Origin of the sequence: Streptomyces sp. NPDC088124, from assembly GCF_040685895.1 — a bacterium.
In the GTDB taxonomy this organism is placed as follows: domain Bacteria; phylum Actinomycetota; class Actinomycetes; order Streptomycetales; family Streptomycetaceae; genus Streptomyces.
In genome coordinates this window covers 17,526-37,082 of record NZ_JBFBJB010000021.1, presented here as the reverse complement: position 1 = coordinate 37,082, position 19,557 = coordinate 17,526, and the positions used below count along the sequence as shown (strand labels likewise).

Sequence of the window (19,557 nt, the reverse complement as noted above, 5' to 3'; positions counted from 1 at the left end):
CTCGGCGCTGCGTTGCGCCCCTGCGCGCCGGCACATCCAAACCCGCGGCGGTGGGGGGAATTCCAGCACAGAGCGGGATCTCCAACAAGGGCGGAGGGCAGGGCTGTGACGTGAATGACAGGGCGTGAGCACCGGGTCACCAGCCGTAGAAAGTGTTCACGGAGGAATCGGACTTTCACCCACGAGGCGCCTACGGGTGGGGGGTGTCCCAGTACGGATGATCAGCAGCGGAATGCAACGTTCAGTAGCGCAATGTCCGTTTCCTTGGTCGCCAACTGCCGCCCGGAATGGGGGAAATGCCTGGCAGGTCGTGAGCAAACTCACACCGTGATCGACGATCGATCGCCGCTTCCGTGGGGAATTGGATGTTTAGCCTGACGCTTTACAGGGATGGCACATCCGACAACCCGGCGCCCCCGGCGCCCGTAGCCCGACAAGGTCTGACGCCACATATGAATCCGCAGAAGACAACGCTGATGTTCCGCAACACCGCCAACCCCCGGCGTACCACGCTGGCGCATCTCAAGGATGCGGAGGAGCTGGCCCCCGCCGCGCAGCCGGAGCACCCCGTCGCCCTGCCGAACCGTACGGCCAACCCGCGGCGCACGATCCTGATGACCGCTCCGGCCGTCCCGGCCGACGGCGCCGTCGCCGCGGCGCCCGCCGTCCCGTAGCCCCTGCCGGCCCGTTCCGCCCCGCACGATCAGCCCCCTCGCCCGCCCGTGTGCCACGCCGCGCTCCGTCGGTTGCTCCGCCTCGCGCACGGTAATACGTGGCGCGGACGCCCGGCGTTCACGCGCGGTACCGCACGCGCCGTGCGCACGCCCGGTCACGGGAAACAGGGGGCTCCCCTCCTCTCGCGTTAGCCTGGGGCGTCAGTCTCCAGACCAGCCAGCAAGTGAAGGGCGACAGCTTCCGTGCGCATCGCCAGATTCTCCATCGACGGCAATGTCGCCTTCGGCGCGGTCGAGGGCGACGGCAGCGGCGACGCCGCCGGCCTCGTCCTCGACATCATCAAGGGCATTCCGTACACCGACTTCGAGCTCTCCGGCACCAAGGTCCCGCTGAGCAAGGTCCGGCTGCTCCCGCCCGTCCTGCCCAACAAGGTCGTGGCCTTCGGCCGCAACTACGCGGAGCACGCGGCGGAGCTCGGCAACGCCGTCCCCGACGTGCCGTTCGCCTTCTTCAAGCCCACCACCTCCGTGATCGGCTCGGGCGACGCCATCGAGTACCCGTCCTTCTCGAACGAGGTGCACCACGAGGCCGAACTGGCCGTCGTCATCGGGCGGATGTGCCGCGAGGTGCCGCGCGAACGCGTCAAGGACGTCATCTTCGGCTACACCTGCGCCAACGACGTCAGCGCGCGCGACACCCAGAAGAGCGAGAAGCAGTGGGCGCGCGCGAAGGGCTTCGACACCTCGTGCCCGCTCGGCCCCTGGGTGGAGACCGAGCTGGACCCCTCCGACCTCACGATCCAGTGCACCGTCAACGGGGAACAGCGCCAGCTCGGCCGTACGAGCGACATGATCAACTCCGTCGAGGACCTGATCGTCAACATCACCGAGGCCATGACGCTCCTCCCCGGTGACGTCGTCCTCACGGGCACCCCCGCGGGGGTCGGCCCCCTCAGCGTCGGCGACGAGGTCGCCGTCACCATCGAAGGCATCGGCACTCTCACCAACAAGGTGATCAAGCGTGGCTAGCGCACCCGTCCGTGTACGTTTCTGTCCCTCCCCGACCGGCAACCCCCACGTGGGCCTGGTCCGTACCGCCCTCTTCAACTGGGCGTTCGCCCGCCACACCGGCGGCACCCTGGTCCTGCGCATAGAGGACACCGACGCGGCGCGCGACTCCGAGGAGTCGTACGTCCAGCTCCTCGACTCGCTGCGCTGGCTCGGGCTCGACTGGGACGAGGGCCCCGAGAAGGGCGGCCCGCACGCCCCCTACCGCCAGTCGCAGCGGATGGACATCTACCGCGACACGGCGGCCAGGCTGCTGGAGGCGGGCCACGCCTACCACTGCTACTGCACCACGGAGGAGCTGGACGCCCGCCGGGAGGCGGCGCGTGCGGCGGGCCGGCCGTCGGGGTACGACGGCCACTGCCGCGACCTGACCGCCGAGCAGAAGGCGGCGTACGAGGCGGAGGGCCGCACCGCCATCGTCCGCTTCCGGATGCCCGACGGGCCGATCACCTTCACGGACCTGGTCCGCGGCGAGCTGACCTTCACCCCGGAGAACGTCCCGGACTACGGCATCGTCCGCGCCAACGGCGCGCCGCTCTACACGCTCGTCAACCCGGTCGACGACGCGCTGATGGAGATCACCCACGTCCTGCGCGGCGAGGACCTGCTCTCCTCCACGCCGCGCCAGATCGCGCTCTACAAGGCGCTGATGGAGCTGGGCATCGCCCAGGGGATCCCCAGCTTCGGCCACCTTCCGTACGTCATGGGGGAGGGCAACAAGAAGCTCTCCAAGCGCGACCCCCAGGCGTCCCTCAACCTGTACCGCGAGCGTGGCTTCCTCCCGGAGGGGCTGCTCAACTACCTCTCGCTGCTCGGCTGGTCGCTCTCGGCGGACCGCGACCTCTTCTCCATGGACGAGATGGTCGCCGCCTTCGACATCGCGGACGTCAACGCCAACCCGGCCCGCTTCGACCTGAAGAAGGCCGAGGCGATCAACGCGGACCACATCCGGCAGCTCGACGTGAAGGCGTTCGCGGACGCCTGCGCCCCGTGGCTGAAGGCCCCGTACGCCCCGTGGGCACCGGAGTCCTTCGACGCGTCGGCCTTCGCGGCGCTGGCCCCGCTGGCCCAGACCCGGGTCACGGTCCTCTCGGACATCACCGCCAACGTCGACTTCCTCTTCCTGGACGAGCCGGTCGAGGACGAGGCGTCGTGGGCGAAGGCCATGAAGCCGGGCGCGGACGCCCTGCTGACCACGGCCCGTGCGAAGCTCGCCGAGGCGGAGTGGGACGCGGAGTCCCTGAAGAACGCGGTCCTCGCCGCCGGCGAGGAGCACGGCCTGAAGCTCGGCAAGGCCCAGGCCCCGGTCCGCGTGGCGACCACGGGCCGCACGGTCGGCCTCCCGCTCTTCGAGTCCCTGGAACTCCTGGGCCGGGAGCGCACGCTGTCCCGGATCGACGCGGCGCTGGCGAAGCTGGCGGCGTAGCGGTTACGTGCACGAGGGCCCGGCGGCCCGCCCCTCGGAATCCGGGGCGGCGCGCGCCGGGCCCTTTGCGTGGCTGACCGGTGAACCGGCTCAGGCGTCGCTGTCGTCGATGAGGTAGTGGTTCTCGTCGAAGATCTCCAGGACGACGATGACCATGATGGCCCCGGCCACCATGTACTCCAGCACGACGCCAGGAGCGACGTATGCCTTGCGCAGGTGTTCATCCGGGCCGAGCTGCGCGGTCGCGGTCTTGTGGAACGGGTCGCGAGACAGCACGCGCAGTGCCTTGTCGAGCTGGGACCGGCGCTCGCCGGGAAGCGCGTCGTACGTCGTGCGAGCCTCGACGGTGAACTGGACTCGGTAATCGGTCATTGCGGCAACCAGATCTTTCGCTCGTCGGTCCTGGCTACGCTACGCCACGCGCCCTCAGCAGACCGCCTCGCCGCCAGTTGCCATTCCCGGCCAGACGAGACTCCCGAAGCTCCCCGGACGGCGCGAGATCCATGCGGCGGCACGCTCGGGCGAGGTCAGGGTCAGCCAGGCCCCACCGTCAACGCTGGTGACGTGCGTACCCCCGCCGTCCGCGTAGGCGAGCCCCCACGCGGCGACCCGGGCGTCCAGCTCCCCGTTCTCGCAGGCGAACTCCTCGACGACGGCGAAGAGGCGGGGAGCGGTGGCGTTGACGAGCGCGCGGATCTCCTGGTCGAACCCTGCTGGGCGATCGGGGTGGGGGAGGGGCGGGGATACGGTGTTCACGGGCAAATCTCCTGTCCGCTGAGGGAGTTGCTTGTGCTAGAACGATAGGTCAAAGGGTGTAGTTCTATACCTGAGGATGGTGGAGTTCTTCGGATTTCACCTGTGTGGGTGATGAAGGAAAGGTGTACTCATGCCGGTGACAGGGGCGCCTACGCTGCGCCAGCGACGCCTCGGCGCCGAGTTGCGCAAGCTGCGCGAACGCGCCGGTCTCAGTTCGACGGCGGGTGCCGCGATCATCGGCATCCAGCAGGCGCGGATGAGCATGATCGAGGCTGGCCGCCATGGCGTCAGCGTCGATCGTGTGCACGCGATGGCGCGCGGCTACTCCTGTGATGACGCGGACTTCATCGACGCGCTGGCGGCCATGACAGGGCGGCGGGAACGGAACTGGTGGGACGAGTACCGGGAGTTGCTTTCAGCGGCAGCCGTCGAGTTCGCGGAGTTCGAGCACGCTGCCGTTTCGATGCGTGTCGCGGTGGTGACGAGCATGCCCGGCCTGCTCCAGACCCCGGACTATGCCCGATCCACCTTCAAGAAGAGTTCTCCAACACTGCGTGCTCACGAGGTGGAGCACCGGGTGTCCTTCCGGATGAAGCGCCAGGCGGTTCTGTTCCGGGATCCACCGATGCCGTACACGGCGATCGTCCACGAGGCGGCGCTGAGGATGGGGTACGCGGGCCCCGAAGCCTCGCGCGAGCAACTGCACCAGTTGATCGAGATGAGCGAACTCGACAACGTGACGGTGCTCGCCATCCCCTTTGGCCAGGATGACTTCCCGAGAGCCGGGCAGCCCATCACCTATGCGGTAGGCCCGGTACCGCAACTGGATACGGTCGCACTGGACACCGACCACGGCAGCGAATACCTCTTCGCGGAGGCGCAACTCGCCCGGTACAGGGCTGTCCTGGACCGACTGGAAGACTGTGCGCTCCCATCCGGAAAGTCCCGAGACTTCATCCGCCGTATCGCGAAGAACATCTAGGTGAGGCCAGCCATGCCAACGTATCTGTGGCAGAAGTCGTCCTACAGCCCGGAAGGCGGCAACTGCGTCAACGTCGCCACCGCCCCCGACGGCACCCTCCGCATCCGCGAGAGCGATGACCCCGAGGTACTCCTGTCCCTCAGGCCAGGCCAACTGAGCGCGCTCCTGATAGCCGTCAAGAGTGGTCGTCTGCGGGTTCGGCCCGAGGGGTAACGGGGGTTGCCCGGTGGTGTATTGGGCCCCGTCCCCCTCCGCCCGGGCTTCGGGTCATGGAAGACTCCCCGGGTGCCTACCTGGATAACGCCGCGCCGCCTGGGCGCCACCGCCGCGCTGTACGCCGTGTTCGTCGGTGGCTGGTACTTCGGCCAGCCTCTGCCCAACGTCGGGTGCCGTGAGACGGCGGTGTTCTCGGGGGAGCCGGTGACGATCAGTGAGCCCGGTGACATCGCCGGCGCTCTTTCCCGGACGGCCAGGACCGTGGGGCAGGTGGCCACCGTCGAGGTCATCGACACCGCCGCGGTCGTGCCGTGCGACGGGACGCCCCGCCCCCGCCTGGTGGCCTGGGCGACCGGCGACTGGCGCTGAGGATCGTCGAGGAGGAGCGGCGGTTCAGCCGGTGAGGCGGCCCGGGACCACCAGGCCGGTCTCGTACGCGGCGATCACGGCCTGGACGCGGTCGCGGAGTCCGAGCTTGGTGAGGACGTTGCTGACATGCGTCTTCACGGTGTGCTCGCTCACCACCAGCGCCGCGGCGATCTCCGCGTTGGAGAGGCCGCCGCCGAGCAGCCGCATCGTCTCGCGCTCGCGGGCGGTAAGGACGTCCAGGCGTTCGGTCCGTGGCGGCGGTACGGCCGCGCCCGAGGTGAACGCGGCGATGAGGGTGCGGGTGACGGACGGGGCGAGCAGCGAGTCGCCCGCCGCGACCACGCGGACCGCGTGGACGAGGTCGTCCCTCCGTACGTCCTTGAGCAGGAAGCCGCTCGCGCCGGCGCACAGCGCGTCGAACAGATAGTCGTCCTGCCCCCAGGTGGTCAGCATGATCACCCGGCAATCCGTTTCGGCGCAGACGATCCGCGCCGCCTCGATGCCGTCCATCCCCGGCATCCGGATGTCGAGCAGGACCACATCGGGGCGGTGGGCGCGGGCGGCGCCGACGGCCTCGAAGCCGTCCCCGCTCTCCGCGACGACCTCGATGCCGGGCTGTGCCGCCAGGATCATGGCGAATCCGGCGCGTACCAGCTCCTGGTCGTCGGCCACCACCACGCGGATCGTCATGCCCGCACCCCCACTTCCGGCGCGGCCAGAGGCAGCCGCGCCCGCACTTCGAATCCCGGGAGGCGGTCCTCCCGGGGCCCGGCCGTCGCGGTTCCGCCGCAGGCGGCGGCCCGCTCGCGGAGGCCGGCCAGGCCGTTCCCGCCCGACGGAAGGTTCTTTCCCGCGCCGCGGCCGTCATCGACGACGCGTATCTCCAGCACGTCGTCACACCAGCGCAGCCGTACCTCGGCGCGGTCGGCGCCGGCGTGCTTGACGACGTTGGTCAGCGCCTCCTGCACGATGCGGTACGCCGCCGCGCCGCAGTCGGCGGGCACCGGACGCGGTTCGCCCTTGTCGGTGCGGGTCACCGTCAGGCCGGCGCCCGCGACCTGGCGGGTGAGCGCGGGCAGATCGTGGATCGTCGGCTGCGGGGCGCGGGGCTCGTCCTCGTCCTTGAGAACGGCCAGCATCCGGCGCAACTGGTCCAGCGCGTCACGGCCGGTGCCGGCGATCGCGCCGAACGCGGCCGAGGCGCGCGCGGGGTCCGTGTCCAGCGCGACCGGCCCGGCCTCGGCCTGGACGACCATCAGACTGATCGAATGGGCCAGCACATCGTGCATGTCCCTTGCTATCCGGGCGCGTTCGCGTTCGGCGGCGCGCTCCTCGTCCATCCGGCGTTCGCGTTCGAGACGGGCGGCACGTTCGGCCAGGGCGGCCGCCTCGGCACGGGCGCCGGCGGATGCCCGGCCCAGCGCGTACGCGGCGATGTACAGGACGATGCCGCGCGTCGCGGTGTTGGGCGAGCCGACCGTGGCGAGGCCGACCGCGCAGATCGCCAGGACCACCGGCATCCGCACCCGGAGCGGGGAGACGGACGCCACCCCGTACAGCGCGATGAGGGTTCCGTACCAGAGTGGCTGCGGGGCGAGCGGGGCGGCGAGATCGTAGAGGCCGGAGAAGGTGGCGCAGACCAACAGGACCGCCACGGGCGCGCGTCGCCGCAGCGCCAGGGGCAGCGATGCCCCGACTGTCACCGCGTATCCCCACCAGTGCCAGGGGCGTCCGCTGCCGCTCTGCAGGAACAGCAGGGGAGCCATCTGGGCCACCGTGGTGACGACGGCGAGCGTGACCTCCGACCACCGTGAACCCGCCAGGAGGTGGAGCGCGGAGGGTATGGGCAGCGCGCTCATGGGCTGGATTCTCGCACGGGGATGTCCGGGGTCCCTCAACTGTGCGCGACGGCGGGCGAGATGCCGCGGCGCGGGTGCGCGAGTCCGGCGTACAGCAACAAGCCCACGGCCGGCAGCGCGTCCAGCCCCAGGAGAGAGACCAGCACGGCGAGCACCACCGCGACCGCCCGCCACACGGGAACGGCCCGGAGCACCGCCAAGTGGCAGTGCAGGACGAGCAGGCCGAGGTAGAGCAGCACGGGTCCCGCGATGTAGACGATGACGTTCACCCCGGGGACGCTCTGGACATCGGCGAACATGCCCCGCATCGCCTCGTGGTCCGCGGCGAGCGCACCGACGACGAGGTCGACGGAGATCTGGGCCATGGAGCAGACGGCGCCGACGACGCCGGCGACGGCCGTGACCGTGGCGAACGGCCCGCGGCCCGCCAGGCGGCGCAGTTCCAGGAGTACCGGTACGAAGAGGATCAGCGCGGCGAGGAACGCGAGATGACCCGTGGTCCAGGCCGGACCGGGACCGCGCTCGCCGTCCAGACCGTCCAGGACGCGGGCGCCCGCGTAGACGATGACGAGGAGAGGGGCGGCCGTGAAGGCGACGGATTTGTCCATGCCGTGGATCCTCGCCGCGGCGGCGCCCCCGGACATCGCCGACGCGACCCATCTCCGCCCTCCCTCGGAGGAGGGAGAAGGCGGGCGTTCTCGTCGGCCGCTCCCCTTGACCACGCGGCCGGGGCTGTCCTGACCGTCGCCCCGTGCCCGCGCGCGGTACCGTCGCCGTATGCCGATCCGTGCCGTCCTCTGGGACATCGACGACACCCTCTTCGACCATGCCGGCGCCGACGGCGCCGGCATGCTGCGGCATCTCGCCGCCGAGGGGATGACCGACCCCGCTGAGACCGTCGACCAGGCTCTCGGGAGGTGGCGGGAGATCACCGACGCCCACTGGCTGCGGTTCGCCGCCGGGGAGACGGATTTCCCGGGGCAGCGGCGCGACCGGGTGCGCGCCTTCGTCGGTGCCGCGCTGGGTGATGCCGAGGCCGACGCGTGGTTCGACCGGTACATCACGCACTACGAGGCCGCCTGGAGCCTGTTCCCCGACAGTCTCGCCGTCCTCGACCTGCTCGCCGCCGACTACCGGCAGGCCGTGCTCTCGAACTCGTCGATCATCATTCAGGACCGGAAGCTTCGCGTCCTCGGCGTACGCGATCACTTCGAGGCCGTACTCTGCGCCGCCGAGCTGGGGGTCTCCAAGCCCGACGCCACCGCCTTCCACGCCGCCTGCGACGCCCTCGCGCTGGAGCCCGGCGAGGTGGCGTACGTCGGGAACGAGCCGGACATCGACGCCGGCGGGGCGACCGCCGCCGGGCTCGCCGGGGTCTGGCTGGACCGGGGCGGGATCGGCGGGCGTCCCGAGCTCGTACGGATCACCGATCTCGGCCAGCTACCCGCCGTACTGCGCGGGGATACTCGTTTTGGAGCGGTGTCCGCGATCGGGTAATGTTCTTCCTGCGCCGCCCGGGAAACCACAAGGTCCGACCGGGAAGCGCACGCCAGACAAGATCCCCCGCACGGGGGTTCAGCTTTGGTGGGCTATGGTGTAATTGGCAGCACGACGGTTTCTGGTTCCGTTAGTCTAGGTTCGAGTCCTGGTAGCCCAGCGCAGACTGTATCTGCAACGCCCCCGTTGTGTAGCGGCCTAGCACGCTGCCCTCTCACGGCAGTAGCGCCGGTTCGAATCCGGTCGGGGGTACTGATCCTTCTCGCCGACGTCTTCGGGTCGCACCCGGATGCGTTGATGCAGGATCGCTAGGGCCCCCGTTGTGTAGCGGCCTAGCACGCTGCCCTCTCACGGCAGTAGCGCCGGTTCGAATCCGGTCGGGGGTACTGATTCTCAAGAATCACCATGGGCTATGGTGTAATTGGCAACACGACGGTTTCTGGTTCCGTTGTTCTAGGTTCGAGTCCTGGTAGCCCAGCTTGGCTCAGGGCCATGCCCCCGTTGTGTAGCGGCCTAGCACGCTGCCCTCTCACGGCAGTAGCGCCGGTTCGAATCCGGTCGGGGGTACCAAAGCAGGACTGAGCCCGATGAAGACCCTCCCCTCGGGGAGGGTCTTTTCGTTATCCCCGGCCGTCAACCGCCGTCCCCGAAGCGCCGGTTGGACTCCTCCGCCTGCGCGAGCCGCCGCAGACTCAGCAACACCGGTTCGTACAGCACCGTCCCGGCCACCGCCGCCTCGACCTGCCGGGTCCCCGGCTCGTAGCGCTCGATCATGTCGAGGTCCACGGCGCCGAGTTGGCCGGCGGAACGCCCGTACGTGAGCAGGTCCTCCATGACGCACGGATACCCGCTCCGCTCCAGGGCCGCGAGGGCGCCGACCAGCATCCGGTACGCGGGGGAGTCGTCCCGCGCCGCGCAGCCGAAGGCCCAGCCGAGCCGCTCCAGCAGTTCGAGCGCCTGTCGTTCGGCCGCCTCGTCCGCCGCGTCCCGGGGTGCCTCCGCCGCGTCGCCGGAGGGCCCGGCGGGCGAGCCGTCCGGGAGGGACCAGACCGCGGCGCCGATCCGGCTGTGCCGGTCGCGCGACTCGTCCTCCACCGCCACCAGGACCTCCCGCGCCGTCGCCACCGGCATCCGGCCCACCTGGATCAACGCCCTGACCAGCCGCAGCCTGCGCAGGTGCTCCTCGTCGTAGGCGGCCTGCGTGGCGTTGATCCGGCGGCCGGGCCGGAGCAGCCCCTCGCGCAAGTAGTACTTGATCGTGGCGGTGGGGACCCCGCTCCGCTCGCTCAGCTCCGCCATGCGCATCCCGGTTGCACCTTCCATTGGACAGTGACACTATCCAATCATGGATAGTGCAGCTATCCAATCCGGCGGGAAGTCATTCAGCGGCGAGCGAGGAGATCGGCATGGGTGCGAAAGTGATCGAGGGACGGATGACCGCCGACGCGGGACAGGGGATGGTCGTGTTCCTGATCGGGATGCGGGTCAACAACTTCCGCTCGCCGCGCGACTGGTGGCCGGTGGCCCGGGCCATGCCGAGGATGCGGAAAGAGCTGCTGCGGGACCCCTCCAGCGGGCTCATCGCCTCCCGGTTCCTGGTGGGCGGCCCGCGTCTCGTGTACGCCGTCCAGTACTGGGAGTCCAAGGAGAAGCTGCTGGCGTACGCGGCGGCGCCGGACAAGGAGCACCGTCCGGCCTGGGCGGAGTTCAACCGCCGGGTGCGCGAGGGGCGGGGCGGTGTGGGGTTCTGGCACGAGACCTATGTGGTCCCCGCCGGCTCGTACGAGAGCATCTACGTCAACATGCCGGCGTTCGGCCTGGGCGTGGTGGCCGGGGTGGTCCCGGTGGGCAGACGCGGTGACCGCGCGGCCGACCGGCTCGCCTCGTAGCCCTGCGCCTCGTGGCCCTGCGATCCGTCCCTCGCCGGGACCGGATCGGGTCCTGGTCGGAAGTGTGGACCGGGCCGGAAAGGTGCTCGGACGGGCCGCTGCGGCGCTGGAGCGGCCCTGGGGAGTGGAGTGGCGAACGGGACGGTCGCCGTCCCGGTGGTGGGGGTGTCAGCTCGCGCGGCGCAGGGCCTCGCTCAGCCGCCCCGCCGCGTCTATCACGGCCTGGGCGTGCATCCGGCCCGGGTGACGCGTCAGGCGCTCGATCGGTCCGGATACCGAGACGGCCGCGACCACCCGGTTCGACGGGCCCCGTACCGGCGCCGAGACCGAGGCCACGCCCGGCTCCCGCTCGCCGATCGACTGGGCCCAGCCCCTGCGCCGTACGCCCGAGAGCGCCGTCGCCGTGAAGCGCGCCCCCTGGAGACCGCGGTGCAGCCGCTCCGGTTCCTCCCAGGCCATCAGGATCTGGGCCGACGAGCCCGCCTTCATGGTCAGGGTGGAGCCGACCGGGACGGTGTCCCGCAGCCCCGAGAGCCGCTCCGCCGCCGCCACACATATCCGCATGTCGCCCTGGCGGCGGTAGAGCTGCGCGCTCTCCCCGGTCAGGTCCCGCAGATGCGTGAGGACCGGTCCCGCCGTCGCCAGCAGGCGGTCCTCACCGGCCGCCGCGGCCAGCTCGGCCAGCCGGGGGCCGAGGATGAACCGGCCCTGCATGTCCCTCGCCACCAGCCGGTGGTGTTCCAGAGCCACGGCCAGCCGGTGTGCCGTGGGTCGTGCGAGCCCGGTCGCCGCGACCAGCCCGGCGAGGGTGGCCGGACCGGACTCCAGGGCGCTCAATACCAGAGCCGCCTTGTCGAGTACGCCGACGCCGCTAGAGTTGTCCATGAAACGATACTCGCGTCTCACTCTGTGAAACGCAAGTTCAATTTTCCGGGGAAGTTGCCAACCTGTACGTACGGGCCCGCGGAACCGGGCCCGCGGGGTACGGACCCGGACCAAGGGTTCCCCGCCGACGTCCGGTGCGTGGGGTACGGACGTGGGCCCACATATCTCTAGGAGTGCCGGCCACACGACGCCGGCCGGAGGGAAAGCGATGGGTAGGACACTCGCGGAGAAGGTCTGGGACGATCATGTCGTCCGGCGCGCGGAGGGCGAGCCCGACCTTCTCTTCATCGATCTGCACCTGCTGCACGAGGTGACCAGCCCCCAGGCGTTCGACGGCCTCCGCCAGAACGGCCGGCGGGTCCGGCGGCTCGACCTCACCATCGCGACCGAGGACCACAACACCCCGACCCTCGACATCGACAAGCCCATCGCGGACCCCGTCTCCCGCGTCCAGTTGGAGACCCTGCGCAAGAACTGCGCCGAGTTCGGCGTACGGCTGCACCCGCTGGGCGACGTCGAGCAGGGTGTCGTCCACGTCGTGGGCCCGCAGCTCGGCCTGACCCAGCCCGGCACCACCGTGGTCTGCGGCGACAGCCACACCTCCACCCACGGCGCCTTCGGCGCGCTCGCGTTCGGCATCGGCACCAGCCAGGTCGAGCACGTCCTCGCGACCCAGACGCTGCCGCTGGCCCGCCCCAAGACCATGGCCATCACGGTCGAGGGCGAACTGCCCGCCGACGTCACCGCCAAGGACCTGATCCTCGCGATCATCGCGAAGATCGGCACCGGCGGCGGCCAGGGCTACATCCTCGAATACCGCGGCTCCGCCATCGAGAAACTCTCGATGGAGTCCCGGATGACCATCTGCAACATGTCCATCGAGGCCGGCGCCAGGGCGGGCATGATCGCCCCGGACGCGACCACCTTCGACTACCTCAAGGGCCGTGACCACGCCCCCCAGGGCGCCGACTGGGACGCGGCCGTCGCGTACTGGGAGACGCTGCGCACCGACGACGACGCGGTCTTCGACGCCGAGGTCTTCATCAAGGCCGAGGAGCTGGCCCCGTTCGTCACCTGGGGCACCAACCCGGGCCAGGGCCTGCCGCTCTCCGCGCACGTCCCCGACCCGGCTTCGTACGAGGACGCCTCGGAGCGCCTCGCCGCCGAAAAGGCCCTGGAGTACATGGGGTTGACCGCCGGGCAGGCGCTGCGCGACATCAAGGTCGACACCGTCTTCGTAGGCTCCTGCACCAACGGTCGTATCGAGGACCTGCGCTCGGCCGCCACCCTCCTGGAGGGCCGCAAAGTCGCCGACGGCGTACGGATGCTGGTCGTCCCCGGCTCCGTACGGGTCGCCCTCCAGGCCGTCGCGGAGGGCCTGGACAAGGTGTTCACCGCCGCGGGTGCCGAATGGCGGCACGCGGGCTGCTCGATGTGTCTGGGCATGAACCCCGACCAACTCGCGCCCGGCGAGCGCTCCGCGTCCACGTCCAACCGTAACTTCGAGGGCAGGCAGGGCAAGGGCGGCCGTACGCATCTCGTCTCCCCCCAGGTCGCCGCCGCCACCGCCGTGCTGGGCCACCTGGCCTCGCCCGCCGATCTGTCCGACGCCGGTGCCGGCGACCGTACGCCCGCTGGAGCGCGATAACCATGGAAGCCTTCACCACCCACACCGGTCCCGCCGTCCCGCTGCGCCGCAGCAACGTCGACACCGACCAGATCATCCCCGCCCACTGGCTCAAGAAGGTCACCAGGGACGGGTTCGAGGACGGGCTGTTCGAGGCGTGGCGCAAGGACCCGTCCTTCGTCCTCAACCGCCCCGAGTACGCCGGGGCCTCGGTCCTGGTCGCCGGACCCGACTTCGGTACGGGGTCGTCACGGGAGCACGCCGTCTGGGCCCTGCAGAACTACGGCTTCAAAGCCGTCGTCTCCTCGCGGTTCGCGGACATCTTCCGGGGTAACTCGCTCAAGAACGGCCTGCTGACCGTCGTACTGGAGCAGTCCGTCGTGGACGCTCTCTGGGAGATCACCGAGAGCGACCCCACGGCGGAGGTCACGGTCGACCTGGAGCAGCGCCAGGTCCGCGCGACCGCCTCCGACGGGGCAGAGCTTGTGGCCGATTTCGAGCTTGACGAGAACGCCCGCTGGCGGTTGCTGAACGGGCTCGACGACATCAGCCTCACCCTTCAGAACGAGTCCGACATCGCCGCGTACGAGGCCGCCAGGCCGTCCTTCAAACCCCGCACAATCGCCGCCTGATCAGCGCGTTTCCCCTACTGCACCCCCTGCCTCCAGGTAGGGGGTGCAGTTGCTTGTTGAGCCCCTGTCGGGCGACAACTCGCCCTAGATGGCACAATCGGCGCATGGAACGCGACAACCAACTCAAGCTCTACGGGTTAGTCGCCGAACAACTCAAAGATGCGCACGCGAAGGTGCGTGCACTGCAGGTCCCGGAGGGTGTGCGGCTTGCTCTCTCCCGGAAGCTGCTGGTCATCACGGCCGCGGCGAAACACGATCTCCCGGACGCGGCACGGCGTCTGGACCGCTTGATGAAGGACCTGGACGAGGGTCGTTTTCCGGAAGGTCCCTGACCCTCCGCGGATCTCCGCCGGGCCGACTTCGTTGCGGCACTAGGGTGATTAGCCCGTTTCGTGTTTGATTTGCGGTATATATCTGCCTAACGTGCGAAAAAGCTTGAACACATTCGTTCTGGCAATGTCTCCGAAGGGGAAGACGTGAACAAGGCGCAGCTCGTAGAAGCGATTGCGGACAAGGTCGGCGGCCGTCAGCAGGCCGCGGACGCGGTCGACGCGGTACTCGACGCGATCGTCCGCGCGGTGGTCGCCGGTGACCGGGTCTCGGTCACCGGCTTCGGTTCGTTCGAGAAGGTCGACCGCCCGGCGCGTTACGCCCGTAACCCGCAGACGGGCGAGCGCGTACGGGTCAAGAAGACCTCGGTGCCGCGGTTCCGCGCGGGCCAGGGATTCAAGGACCTCGTCAGCGGCTCGAAGAAGCTCCCGAAGAACGACGTGGCCGTCAAGAAGGCCCCCAAGGGCAGCCTCTCGGGCGGGGTTTCCGCTCGTACGACGGTCAAGGCCGCGGCCAAGAAGGCCACCGCCAAGAAGGCGGTCACGGCGGCGAAGAAGACCGCGGTCAAGAGGGCCACGGCCGCCAAGACCACGGCGAAGAAGACCACCGCCGCGGCGAAGAAGACCACGGCGAAGAAGACCACCGCCACGGCGAAGAAGACCGCCAAGAAGGCCACTGGCACCGCCAAGAAGGCCACCGCGAAGAAGACCGCGCCGGCCAAGAAGGCGACCGCCAAGAAGGCCCCGGCGCGCAAGGCCACCGCGCGCACCACCACGGCGAAGAAGGCCGTCGCCAGGAAGAAGTAGGCAGGAAGCGGTTCAGGGCCGTACGCGCCGGGCCGGGCTCCCCTCGGGGAGCCCGGCCCGCGGCGTTTGCGCGGCGTACGGGGCGCTATGGAGCGTGAGGTGGTGCCAAGAGGCGCTACGGGGCGGGATTCCGCGCGACGCCTCCGTGTGACACCGCGGACGCGGGCGGCGCCGTGTGACGTGAGTGACGGGGCGACGCGGCCGGCGCGGAGGCTCAGAGCGTCTGGAGCGTCACCAGTGTGATGCGGAACGGCGCGCCCCCGGCCTCGCCCGTGCTCTCGGTCTCGATCCGTACGCGCTGTCCCACCCGGAGCAGCCGCAGCCCGCCCGCGTCGAAGGCCGCCGCGTCGAACTCCACCGGGGTGCCGTCGTCCAGCAGCACACTCCCGCAACGGGTCTCGGAATCGTATGTGTACGAGGTCGCCTGCATCACCGCAGCGTATCGCCAGGGCCGCCGGTCCTCAGCAGCCAGGACCGGGCGCCGGGATCGGCCCGGGCGCCTCGTGCCCCCGGTTCTGCGCGTACGTCCGGCGCTCTCCGTCTCCGTACTCCGGGTTCGCCCCGTACGCCGCGTCCCTCCCGCGCCGCTCGTACCGCAGGGCCGTGCGCGGGCCGAGGCCCAGCTCCGCCGCCCGCAGCAGATCCTCGCCGGTATCGACATCCCGCCGTACGGAATCCACCCCGGTCAGAAGTATTTCCACGGCCCCCGTCGACATGTGTTCCATTCGGGAGGGGCCGCCGAAAGCCGGATTCAATTCCACGCCGGGTCCCGCCGTCAGCAAAGTCGTACCGATTCCCGCGGCGTCCGTGAGAAAAGCGCGCGGAAAATCCTCCGCCGCGGCGAGGACGCGAGCCAGTTCCGCCGGGCGGAGCGCCGGCAGATCCGCGTTGAGCGCGGCCAGCGCCGCCCGTGGCCGTACCGCCCTGACCGCCCGCGCCCCGTGCGCGAGCGCCGCGTTGAGGCCGTCGGCCGGGGTGTCCGGGACGATGCGCGCGCCCAGCGCGGAGAGCTCCGCCGCCGCGGTGGGGTCGTCGGTGACCACCGCGACCTCACGGACGGCGGGGCAGGCCAGCGCCGCGGCCACGGTGTCCAGCGCGAACGCGAGGGCGAGACGCGGGCGCAGCGCGTCGCCCGTCGCCGCGGCGAGCCTGCTCTTCGCGATCCGGAGCGGCTTGAGCGGGACCACCAGGGACCACGCGGTCGCCGGGCCGGTGCGCGTGGCGAACTCTTCGTCCATCTCCGCCTCTCCGTCCATCTCCGCGTCCGTCCCCGGGGCGGTCCCCGCGCCCGGTTCCGGGTCCGTTCCCGAGAGGGCTCTCCCGCCCCGCACGGTGGCCCGCGTACAGCCCATGTGTACCCGCCCTCTATTGTGGCCCGGCACCGCGCGAGGCCACAGGCCCGGTCCCCCGACCGGGGCGTACGGTGTTCTCGACAGACCGGAGGAGCGGGGCCACACTTGACCCCCGGCAGCCGGGCAGGGGGCCCGGCGAGAAGAGGAAGGTGTTCGAGTGTCCCGCCGTAGAATCGGCTTCTGGTACCGCCTGGCGGCGGCCATCGCAAAACCGCCGCTGATCCTTCTTCTGAAGCGGGACTGGCGGGGTGCGGAGCACATTCCGGCCGACGGCGGATTCATCACCGCGGTGAACCACAATTCGCATATCGACCCGTTCGCCTACGCCCACTTCCAGTACAACACCGGCCGTCTTCCGCGCTTCCTCGCCAAGGACGGCCTTTTCACCAAGGGATTCATCGGCGCCGTCATGCGCGGCACGGGGCAGATCCCCGTCTACCGCGAGACCAGCGACGCGCTGAGCGCCTTTCGCGCCGCCATCGACGCCGTCGAGCGGGGCGAGTGCGTGGCGTTCTACCCCGAGGGCACCCTGACCCGCGACCCGGACATGTGGCCCATGACCGCCAAGACCGGGGTCGCCCGGGTCGCCCTCCAGACCAAGTGCCCGGTCATCCCCGTCGCGCAGTGGGGCGCCAATCTCCTCCTCCCGCCGTATTCCACGAAACCCGACCTGTTCCCGCGCAAGACCCACCGGATCCTCGTCGGCCCGCCCGTCGACCTGTCGCGCTTCTACGACCGGGAGATCGACCCCGAATTGCTGCGCGAGGCCACCGAGGTCATCATGGCGGCGATCACGGAACTGCTGGCCGAGGTACGTGGCGAGCCGGTACCCGCCGTCTCGTACGACTACCGCAAGGTCAGGGAAGAACAGCGGCGCAAAGCCGCGGAAGAGGGGTCGAAGTGACGCGGGTCGCCGTCTTCGGAGCTGGTTCTTGGGGTACGGCGTTCGCCATGGTCCTCGCCGACGCGGGATGCGAGGTGACGATCTGGGGCCGCCGGCCCGAGATCGCCGACACCATCAACACCACCCGCGCCAACCCCGCCTATCTGCCGGGTTTCGAACTCCCCGAGGGGGTACGGGCCACCACCGACCCGGCCGAGGCCGCGCGCGGCGCCGAGTTCACGGTGCTCACGGTGCCCTCGCAGACCCTGCGCGGCAACCTCGCGCGGTGGGCCCCCGTACTGCCCTCCGACACCGTCCTCGTCTCCCTGATGAAGGGCGTCGAACTCGGCACGGCCAAGCGGATGAGCGAGGTGATCGAGGAGGTCGCCAAGGCGCCGGCCGAGCGCGTCGCCGTCATCACCGGCCCCAACCTGGCCAAGGAGATCGCGGGCCGGATGCCCGCCGCGGCCGTCGTGGCCTGTGTGGACGAGACGGTCGCCCGGCGGCTCCAGGCCGCTTGCCACACCCCCTACTTCCGCCCGTACACCAACACCGACGTCGTCGGCTGTGAACTCGGCGGGGCCGTCAAGAACGTGATCGGTCTCGCCGTCGGCATCGCCGACGGGATGGGCCTCGGCGACAACTCCAAGGCCACCCTGATGACCCGGGGACTCGCCGAGACCACCCGGCTCGGCCTCGCCATGGGCGCCGACCCGCACACCTTCTCCGGACTCGCCGGAATGGGCGATCTCATCGCCACCTGTTCCTCGCCGCTCTCCCGCAACCACACCTTCGGCACCAACCTGGGCCGCGGCATGACCCTCCAGGAGACGATCGCGGTCACCGAACAGACCGCCGAAGGCGTCAAGTCCTGTGAGTCCGTGCTGGATCTGGCGCGGCGCCACGACGTCGACATGCCGCTCACCGAAACAGTCGTGGACATCGTGCACAACGGGAAGCCGCCGCTCGTCGCGCTCAAAGAGCTGATGGCGCGCAGCGCCAAGCCCGAGCGACGCTGACTCGGGCGGTACCAGCAGGTACGCTCATCGCGATATGAGCAGCGAGAACTCCTCCCACAGCCCCGAGCGCAGCCTTGGGCACAGCCCGGAGCCCCGCCCAGAGCAGCCGCTCCGCAAGCCTCGCGTGGCCGTCGTCTTCGGCGGCCGCAGTTCCGAGCACGCCATCTCGGTGGTCACGGCCGGCGCCGTACTGCGGTCCATCGACCGTACGAAGTACGACGTCCTCCCGATCGGGATCACCACCGACGGCCGCTGGGCGCTCACCGCCGACGACCCGGAGCGGATGGGCATCGCCGACCGCGCCCTGCCGAGCGTCGAGCAGATCGCCGAGTCCGCGGACGGCTCCGTCGTCCTCTCCGTCGACCCGGGCAGCCGCGAGGTCGTCTACACCGAACCGGGCTCCGTGCCCAAGGTGCTGGGCGACGTCGACGTGGTCTTCCCGGTGCTGCACGGCCCGTACGGGGAGGACGGCACCCTCCAGGGTCTGCTGGAGCTCTCCGGGATCCCGTACGTCGGCGCGGGTGTCCTCGCCTCGGCCGTCGGCCAGGACAAGGAGTACATGAAGCGGGTGTTCACCTCCTTCGGGCTGCCCGTCGGCCCGTACGTGGTGATCCGGCCCCGCGAGTGGGAACCGGTCCCCGACGTCGACGGAGAGGGCGCCGGCGACCAGGGCCGGGTGCCGGGCGCCGCCGCCCGGAAGAAGATCGTGGACTTCGCCGCCGAGCACGGCTGGCCGCTCTTCGTGAAGCCCGCACGGGGCGGCTCCTCCATGGGCATCACCAAGGTCGACGACCTCTCGGGGCTCGACGAGGCGATCGCCGAGGCCCGCCGCCACGACCCCAAGATCCTCGTGGAATCGCTGCTGCGCGGGCGCGAGATCGAGTGCGGCGTGCTGGAGTTCGAGGACGGTCCGCGCGCCAGCGTGCCGGCCGAGATCCCGCCGGTCACGGAGCACGACTTCTACGACTTCGAGGCCAAGTACATCGACTCGGCCGCAGGTCTGGTGCCCGCCCCCCTCACCCCGGAGGAGACCGCGGAGGTGCGGCGGCTCGCGGTGGCGGCGTTCGAGGCCACGTCCTGCGAGGGGCTGGTCCGCGCGGACTTCTTCCTCACCGAGGACGGCGAGTTCGTCATCAACGAGATCAACACGATGCCGGGCTTCACCCCCATCTCCATGTACCCGCGTATGTGGCAGGAGAGCGGCGTCGGTTACGCGGAGCTGGTGGACCGGCTCATCCAGGCGGCGCTGCGCCGCCCGACCGGCCTGCGCTGAGCGCGTCCGGCCCG

Annotated in this window: 24 protein-coding genes and 5 tRNA genes; 20 read left to right on the top strand and 9 right to left on the bottom strand. The window is 70.2% G+C overall.

What is annotated here, in order from left to right; translation table 11 throughout:
• Nucleotides 1-452 precede the first annotated feature (452 nt).
• The 3 genes from AB0P17_RS18920 (at nucleotide 453) to gltX (ending at nucleotide 3,168) form a co-directional block, all read left to right on the top strand.
• A complete protein-coding gene (locus AB0P17_RS18920; protein ID WP_365812318.1) occupies nucleotides 453-674 on the top strand; it encodes a hypothetical protein in 222 nt (73 codons plus the stop codon).
• A 243-nt stretch (nucleotides 675-917) separates the two neighbouring features.
• Nucleotides 918-1,703, top strand: coding sequence for a fumarylacetoacetate hydrolase family protein (locus AB0P17_RS18915; protein ID WP_365812316.1), 786 nt, complete (start codon nucleotides 918-920; stop codon nucleotides 1,701-1,703).
• Nucleotides 1,696-3,168: a glutamate--tRNA ligase gene (gene gltX / locus AB0P17_RS18910; RefSeq protein WP_365812314.1), complete on the top strand. Its 1,473-nt coding sequence runs from the start codon at nucleotides 1,696-1,698 to the stop codon at nucleotides 3,166-3,168. The genes AB0P17_RS18915 and gltX overlap by 8 nt, the downstream gene beginning before the upstream one ends.
• A 90-nt stretch (nucleotides 3,169-3,258) precedes the next feature.
• Here gltX and AB0P17_RS18905 read toward each other — a convergent pair whose 3' ends face one another.
• Both AB0P17_RS18905 and AB0P17_RS18900 read right to left on the bottom strand, forming a co-directional pair.
• A complete protein-coding gene (locus AB0P17_RS18905; RefSeq protein ID WP_365812311.1) occupies nucleotides 3,259-3,540 on the bottom strand; it encodes a hypothetical protein in 282 nt (93 codons plus the stop codon).
• A 54-nt stretch (nucleotides 3,541-3,594) separates the two neighbouring features.
• Complete coding sequence (locus tag AB0P17_RS18900; protein ID WP_365812308.1) at nucleotides 3,595-3,924, bottom strand: hypothetical protein; 330 nt, start codon at nucleotides 3,922-3,924, stop codon at nucleotides 3,595-3,597.
• A 130-nt stretch (nucleotides 3,925-4,054) separates the two neighbouring features.
• Here AB0P17_RS18900 and AB0P17_RS18895 point away from each other — a divergent pair, with 130 nt between their 5' ends.
• The 3 genes from AB0P17_RS18895 (at nucleotide 4,055) to AB0P17_RS18885 (ending at nucleotide 5,491) form a co-directional block, all read left to right on the top strand.
• Nucleotides 4,055-4,906, top strand: coding sequence for a helix-turn-helix transcriptional regulator (locus tag AB0P17_RS18895; RefSeq protein WP_365812306.1), 852 nt, complete (start codon nucleotides 4,055-4,057; stop codon nucleotides 4,904-4,906).
• 12 nt (nucleotides 4,907-4,918) lie between these two features.
• The gene (locus tag AB0P17_RS18890) at nucleotides 4,919-5,119 is read left to right on the top strand and encodes a DUF397 domain-containing protein (protein ID WP_365812305.1); all 201 of its coding nucleotides are present in this window, start codon (nucleotides 4,919-4,921) and stop codon (nucleotides 5,117-5,119) included.
• A 72-nt stretch (nucleotides 5,120-5,191) separates the two neighbouring features.
• A complete protein-coding gene (locus tag AB0P17_RS18885) occupies nucleotides 5,192-5,491 on the top strand; it encodes a hypothetical protein (protein WP_365812303.1) in 300 nt (99 codons plus the stop codon).
• 24 nt (nucleotides 5,492-5,515) lie between these two features.
• Here AB0P17_RS18885 and AB0P17_RS18880 read toward each other — a convergent pair whose 3' ends face one another.
• The 3 genes from AB0P17_RS18880 to AB0P17_RS18870 are packed head-to-tail and all read right to left on the bottom strand — an operon-like array spanning nucleotide 5,516 to nucleotide 7,958.
• Nucleotides 5,516-6,181, bottom strand: coding sequence for a response regulator transcription factor (locus AB0P17_RS18880; RefSeq protein ID WP_365812301.1), 666 nt, complete (start codon nucleotides 6,179-6,181; stop codon nucleotides 5,516-5,518).
• Nucleotides 6,178-7,350, bottom strand: coding sequence for a histidine kinase (locus AB0P17_RS18875; RefSeq protein WP_365812299.1), 1,173 nt, complete (start codon nucleotides 7,348-7,350; stop codon nucleotides 6,178-6,180). The genes AB0P17_RS18880 and AB0P17_RS18875 overlap by 4 nt, the downstream gene beginning before the upstream one ends.
• Nucleotides 7,351-7,385: 35 nt before the next feature.
• Nucleotides 7,386-7,958 (bottom strand): hypothetical protein, encoded by a 573-nt coding sequence (locus AB0P17_RS18870; protein WP_365812298.1) that lies wholly within the window; start codon nucleotides 7,956-7,958, stop codon nucleotides 7,386-7,388.
• Nucleotides 7,959-8,127: 169 nt separating this feature from the next.
• On the opposite strand from AB0P17_RS18870, the gene AB0P17_RS18865 reads away from it, so the two are divergent.
• From AB0P17_RS18865 to AB0P17_RS18840, 6 genes are all read left to right on the top strand, one after another.
• A complete protein-coding gene (locus AB0P17_RS18865) occupies nucleotides 8,128-8,847 on the top strand; it encodes an HAD family hydrolase (RefSeq protein ID WP_365812297.1) in 720 nt (239 codons plus the stop codon).
• A gap of 88 nt (nucleotides 8,848-8,935) precedes the next feature.
• A tRNA-Gln gene (locus AB0P17_RS18860) sits at nucleotides 8,936-9,007 on the top strand.
• A gap of 19 nt (nucleotides 9,008-9,026) precedes the next feature.
• Nucleotides 9,027-9,099 (top strand) — tRNA-Glu (locus AB0P17_RS18855).
• A gap of 61 nt (nucleotides 9,100-9,160) precedes the next feature.
• Nucleotides 9,161-9,233 (top strand) — tRNA-Glu (locus AB0P17_RS18850).
• A 20-nt stretch (nucleotides 9,234-9,253) separates the two neighbouring features.
• Nucleotides 9,254-9,325: transfer RNA gene (locus AB0P17_RS18845), tRNA-Gln, on the top strand.
• A gap of 16 nt (nucleotides 9,326-9,341) precedes the next feature.
• Nucleotides 9,342-9,417: transfer RNA gene (locus AB0P17_RS18840), tRNA-Glu, on the top strand.
• A gap of 63 nt (nucleotides 9,418-9,480) precedes the next feature.
• Here the strand turns inward: AB0P17_RS18840 and AB0P17_RS18835 are convergent.
• Nucleotides 9,481-10,152, bottom strand: a complete 672-nt coding sequence (locus AB0P17_RS18835) for a MerR family transcriptional regulator (protein WP_365812295.1) — start codon at nucleotides 10,150-10,152, stop codon at nucleotides 9,481-9,483.
• A 101-nt stretch (nucleotides 10,153-10,253) separates the two neighbouring features.
• Here AB0P17_RS18835 and AB0P17_RS18830 point away from each other — a divergent pair, with 101 nt between their 5' ends.
• Nucleotides 10,254-10,736, top strand: coding sequence for a DUF4188 domain-containing protein (locus tag AB0P17_RS18830; protein ID WP_365812293.1), 483 nt, complete (start codon nucleotides 10,254-10,256; stop codon nucleotides 10,734-10,736).
• A 168-nt stretch (nucleotides 10,737-10,904) separates the two neighbouring features.
• Here the strand turns inward: AB0P17_RS18830 and ndgR are convergent, their stop codons facing one another.
• Nucleotides 10,905-11,621: an IclR family transcriptional regulator NdgR gene (gene ndgR, locus AB0P17_RS18825; RefSeq protein WP_329823068.1), complete on the bottom strand. Its 717-nt coding sequence runs from the start codon at nucleotides 11,619-11,621 to the stop codon at nucleotides 10,905-10,907.
• Nucleotides 11,622-11,829: 208 nt separating this feature from the next.
• Between ndgR and leuC the strand changes: the two genes are divergently transcribed.
• The 4 genes from leuC (at nucleotide 11,830) to AB0P17_RS18805 (ending at nucleotide 15,016) form a co-directional block, all read left to right on the top strand.
• Nucleotides 11,830-13,269, top strand: coding sequence for a 3-isopropylmalate dehydratase large subunit (gene leuC / locus AB0P17_RS18820; RefSeq protein WP_365812291.1), 1,440 nt, complete (start codon nucleotides 11,830-11,832; stop codon nucleotides 13,267-13,269).
• Between the two features lie 2 nt (nucleotides 13,270-13,271).
• Nucleotides 13,272-13,880 carry a 3-isopropylmalate dehydratase small subunit gene (leuD, locus tag AB0P17_RS18815; RefSeq protein WP_365812289.1) on the top strand — a complete coding sequence of 203 codons (609 nt, stop codon included), beginning with the start codon at nucleotides 13,272-13,274 and terminating at the stop codon, nucleotides 13,878-13,880.
• A 104-nt stretch (nucleotides 13,881-13,984) separates the two neighbouring features.
• Nucleotides 13,985-14,212, top strand: coding sequence for a hypothetical protein (locus AB0P17_RS18810; RefSeq protein WP_365812287.1), 228 nt, complete (start codon nucleotides 13,985-13,987; stop codon nucleotides 14,210-14,212).
• Nucleotides 14,213-14,356: 144 nt separating this feature from the next.
• Nucleotides 14,357-15,016: an HU family DNA-binding protein gene (locus tag AB0P17_RS18805; protein WP_365812285.1), complete on the top strand. Its 660-nt coding sequence runs from the start codon at nucleotides 14,357-14,359 to the stop codon at nucleotides 15,014-15,016.
• 214 nt (nucleotides 15,017-15,230) lie between these two features.
• On the opposite strand, the gene AB0P17_RS18800 is transcribed toward AB0P17_RS18805, so the two are convergent.
• Together AB0P17_RS18800 and cofC are read right to left on the bottom strand one after the other, a co-directional pair.
• Nucleotides 15,231-15,446 (bottom strand): hypothetical protein, encoded by a 216-nt coding sequence (locus AB0P17_RS18800; RefSeq protein ID WP_365812284.1) that lies wholly within the window; start codon nucleotides 15,444-15,446, stop codon nucleotides 15,231-15,233.
• 31 nt (nucleotides 15,447-15,477) lie between these two features.
• Nucleotides 15,478-16,254 carry a 2-phospho-L-lactate guanylyltransferase gene (cofC, locus tag AB0P17_RS18795; protein ID WP_365812281.1) on the bottom strand — a complete coding sequence of 259 codons (777 nt, stop codon included), beginning with the start codon at nucleotides 16,252-16,254 and terminating at the stop codon, nucleotides 15,478-15,480.
• Nucleotides 16,255-16,525: 271 nt separating this feature from the next.
• Between cofC and AB0P17_RS18790 the strand changes: the two genes are divergently transcribed.
• From AB0P17_RS18790 to AB0P17_RS18780, 3 genes are read left to right on the top strand one after another with little or no spacing between them, the layout of a single operon-like run.
• On the top strand, nucleotides 16,526-17,272 hold the full coding sequence (locus AB0P17_RS18790) for a lysophospholipid acyltransferase family protein (RefSeq protein WP_365812280.1): 747 nt from the start codon (nucleotides 16,526-16,528) through the stop codon (nucleotides 17,270-17,272).
• Entirely contained in the window at nucleotides 17,269-18,270 is a 1,002-nt protein-coding gene (locus AB0P17_RS18785) for an NAD(P)H-dependent glycerol-3-phosphate dehydrogenase (protein WP_365812279.1), read from the top strand. Before AB0P17_RS18790 ends, AB0P17_RS18785 begins: the two co-directional genes overlap by 4 nt.
• Before the next feature lie 34 nt (nucleotides 18,271-18,304).
• Nucleotides 18,305-19,543 (top strand): D-alanine--D-alanine ligase family protein, encoded by a 1,239-nt coding sequence (locus tag AB0P17_RS18780; protein ID WP_365812277.1) that lies wholly within the window; start codon nucleotides 18,305-18,307, stop codon nucleotides 19,541-19,543.
• Nucleotides 19,544-19,557: the final 14 nt, after the last annotated feature.

What these genes read in the sequence shown, in the direction of transcription:
- AB0P17_RS18800 (WP_365812284.1), bottom strand. Translation starts at nt 15,446, where the DNA reads ATGCAGGCGACCTCGTACACATACGATTCCGAGACCCGTTGCGGGAGT.
- AB0P17_RS18880 (WP_365812301.1), bottom strand. Translation starts at nt 6,181, where the DNA reads ATGACGATCCGCGTGGTGGTGGCCGACGACCAGGAGCTGGTACGCGCC.
- AB0P17_RS18830 (WP_365812293.1), top strand. Translation starts at nt 10,254, where the DNA reads ATGGGTGCGAAAGTGATCGAGGGACGGATGACCGCCGACGCGGGACAG.
- leuC (WP_365812291.1), top strand. Translation starts at nt 11,830, where the DNA reads ATGGGTAGGACACTCGCGGAGAAGGTCTGGGACGATCATGTCGTCCGG.
- AB0P17_RS18875 (WP_365812299.1), bottom strand. Translation starts at nt 7,350, where the DNA reads ATGAGCGCGCTGCCCATACCCTCCGCGCTCCACCTCCTGGCGGGTTCA.
- AB0P17_RS18865 (WP_365812297.1), top strand. Translation starts at nt 8,128, where the DNA reads ATGCCGATCCGTGCCGTCCTCTGGGACATCGACGACACCCTCTTCGAC.
- AB0P17_RS18895 (WP_365812306.1), top strand. Translation starts at nt 4,055, where the DNA reads ATGCCGGTGACAGGGGCGCCTACGCTGCGCCAGCGACGCCTCGGCGCC.
- AB0P17_RS18870 (WP_365812298.1), bottom strand. Translation starts at nt 7,958, where the DNA reads ATGGACAAATCCGTCGCCTTCACGGCCGCCCCTCTCCTCGTCATCGTC.
- ndgR (WP_329823068.1), bottom strand. Translation starts at nt 11,621, where the DNA reads ATGGACAACTCTAGCGGCGTCGGCGTACTCGACAAGGCGGCTCTGGTA.
- cofC (WP_365812281.1), bottom strand. Translation starts at nt 16,254, where the DNA reads ATGGACGAAGAGTTCGCCACGCGCACCGGCCCGGCGACCGCGTGGTCC.
- leuD (WP_365812289.1), top strand. Translation starts at nt 13,272, where the DNA reads ATGGAAGCCTTCACCACCCACACCGGTCCCGCCGTCCCGCTGCGCCGC.
- AB0P17_RS18890 (WP_365812305.1), top strand. Translation starts at nt 4,919, where the DNA reads ATGCCAACGTATCTGTGGCAGAAGTCGTCCTACAGCCCGGAAGGCGGC.
- AB0P17_RS18905 (WP_365812311.1), bottom strand. Translation starts at nt 3,540, where the DNA reads ATGACCGATTACCGAGTCCAGTTCACCGTCGAGGCTCGCACGACGTAC.
- AB0P17_RS18920 (WP_365812318.1), top strand. Translation starts at nt 453, where the DNA reads ATGAATCCGCAGAAGACAACGCTGATGTTCCGCAACACCGCCAACCCC.
- AB0P17_RS18835 (WP_365812295.1), bottom strand. Translation starts at nt 10,152, where the DNA reads ATGCGCATGGCGGAGCTGAGCGAGCGGAGCGGGGTCCCCACCGCCACG.
- AB0P17_RS18810 (WP_365812287.1), top strand. Translation starts at nt 13,985, where the DNA reads ATGGAACGCGACAACCAACTCAAGCTCTACGGGTTAGTCGCCGAACAA.
- AB0P17_RS18780 (WP_365812277.1), top strand. Translation starts at nt 18,305, where the DNA reads ATGAGCAGCGAGAACTCCTCCCACAGCCCCGAGCGCAGCCTTGGGCAC.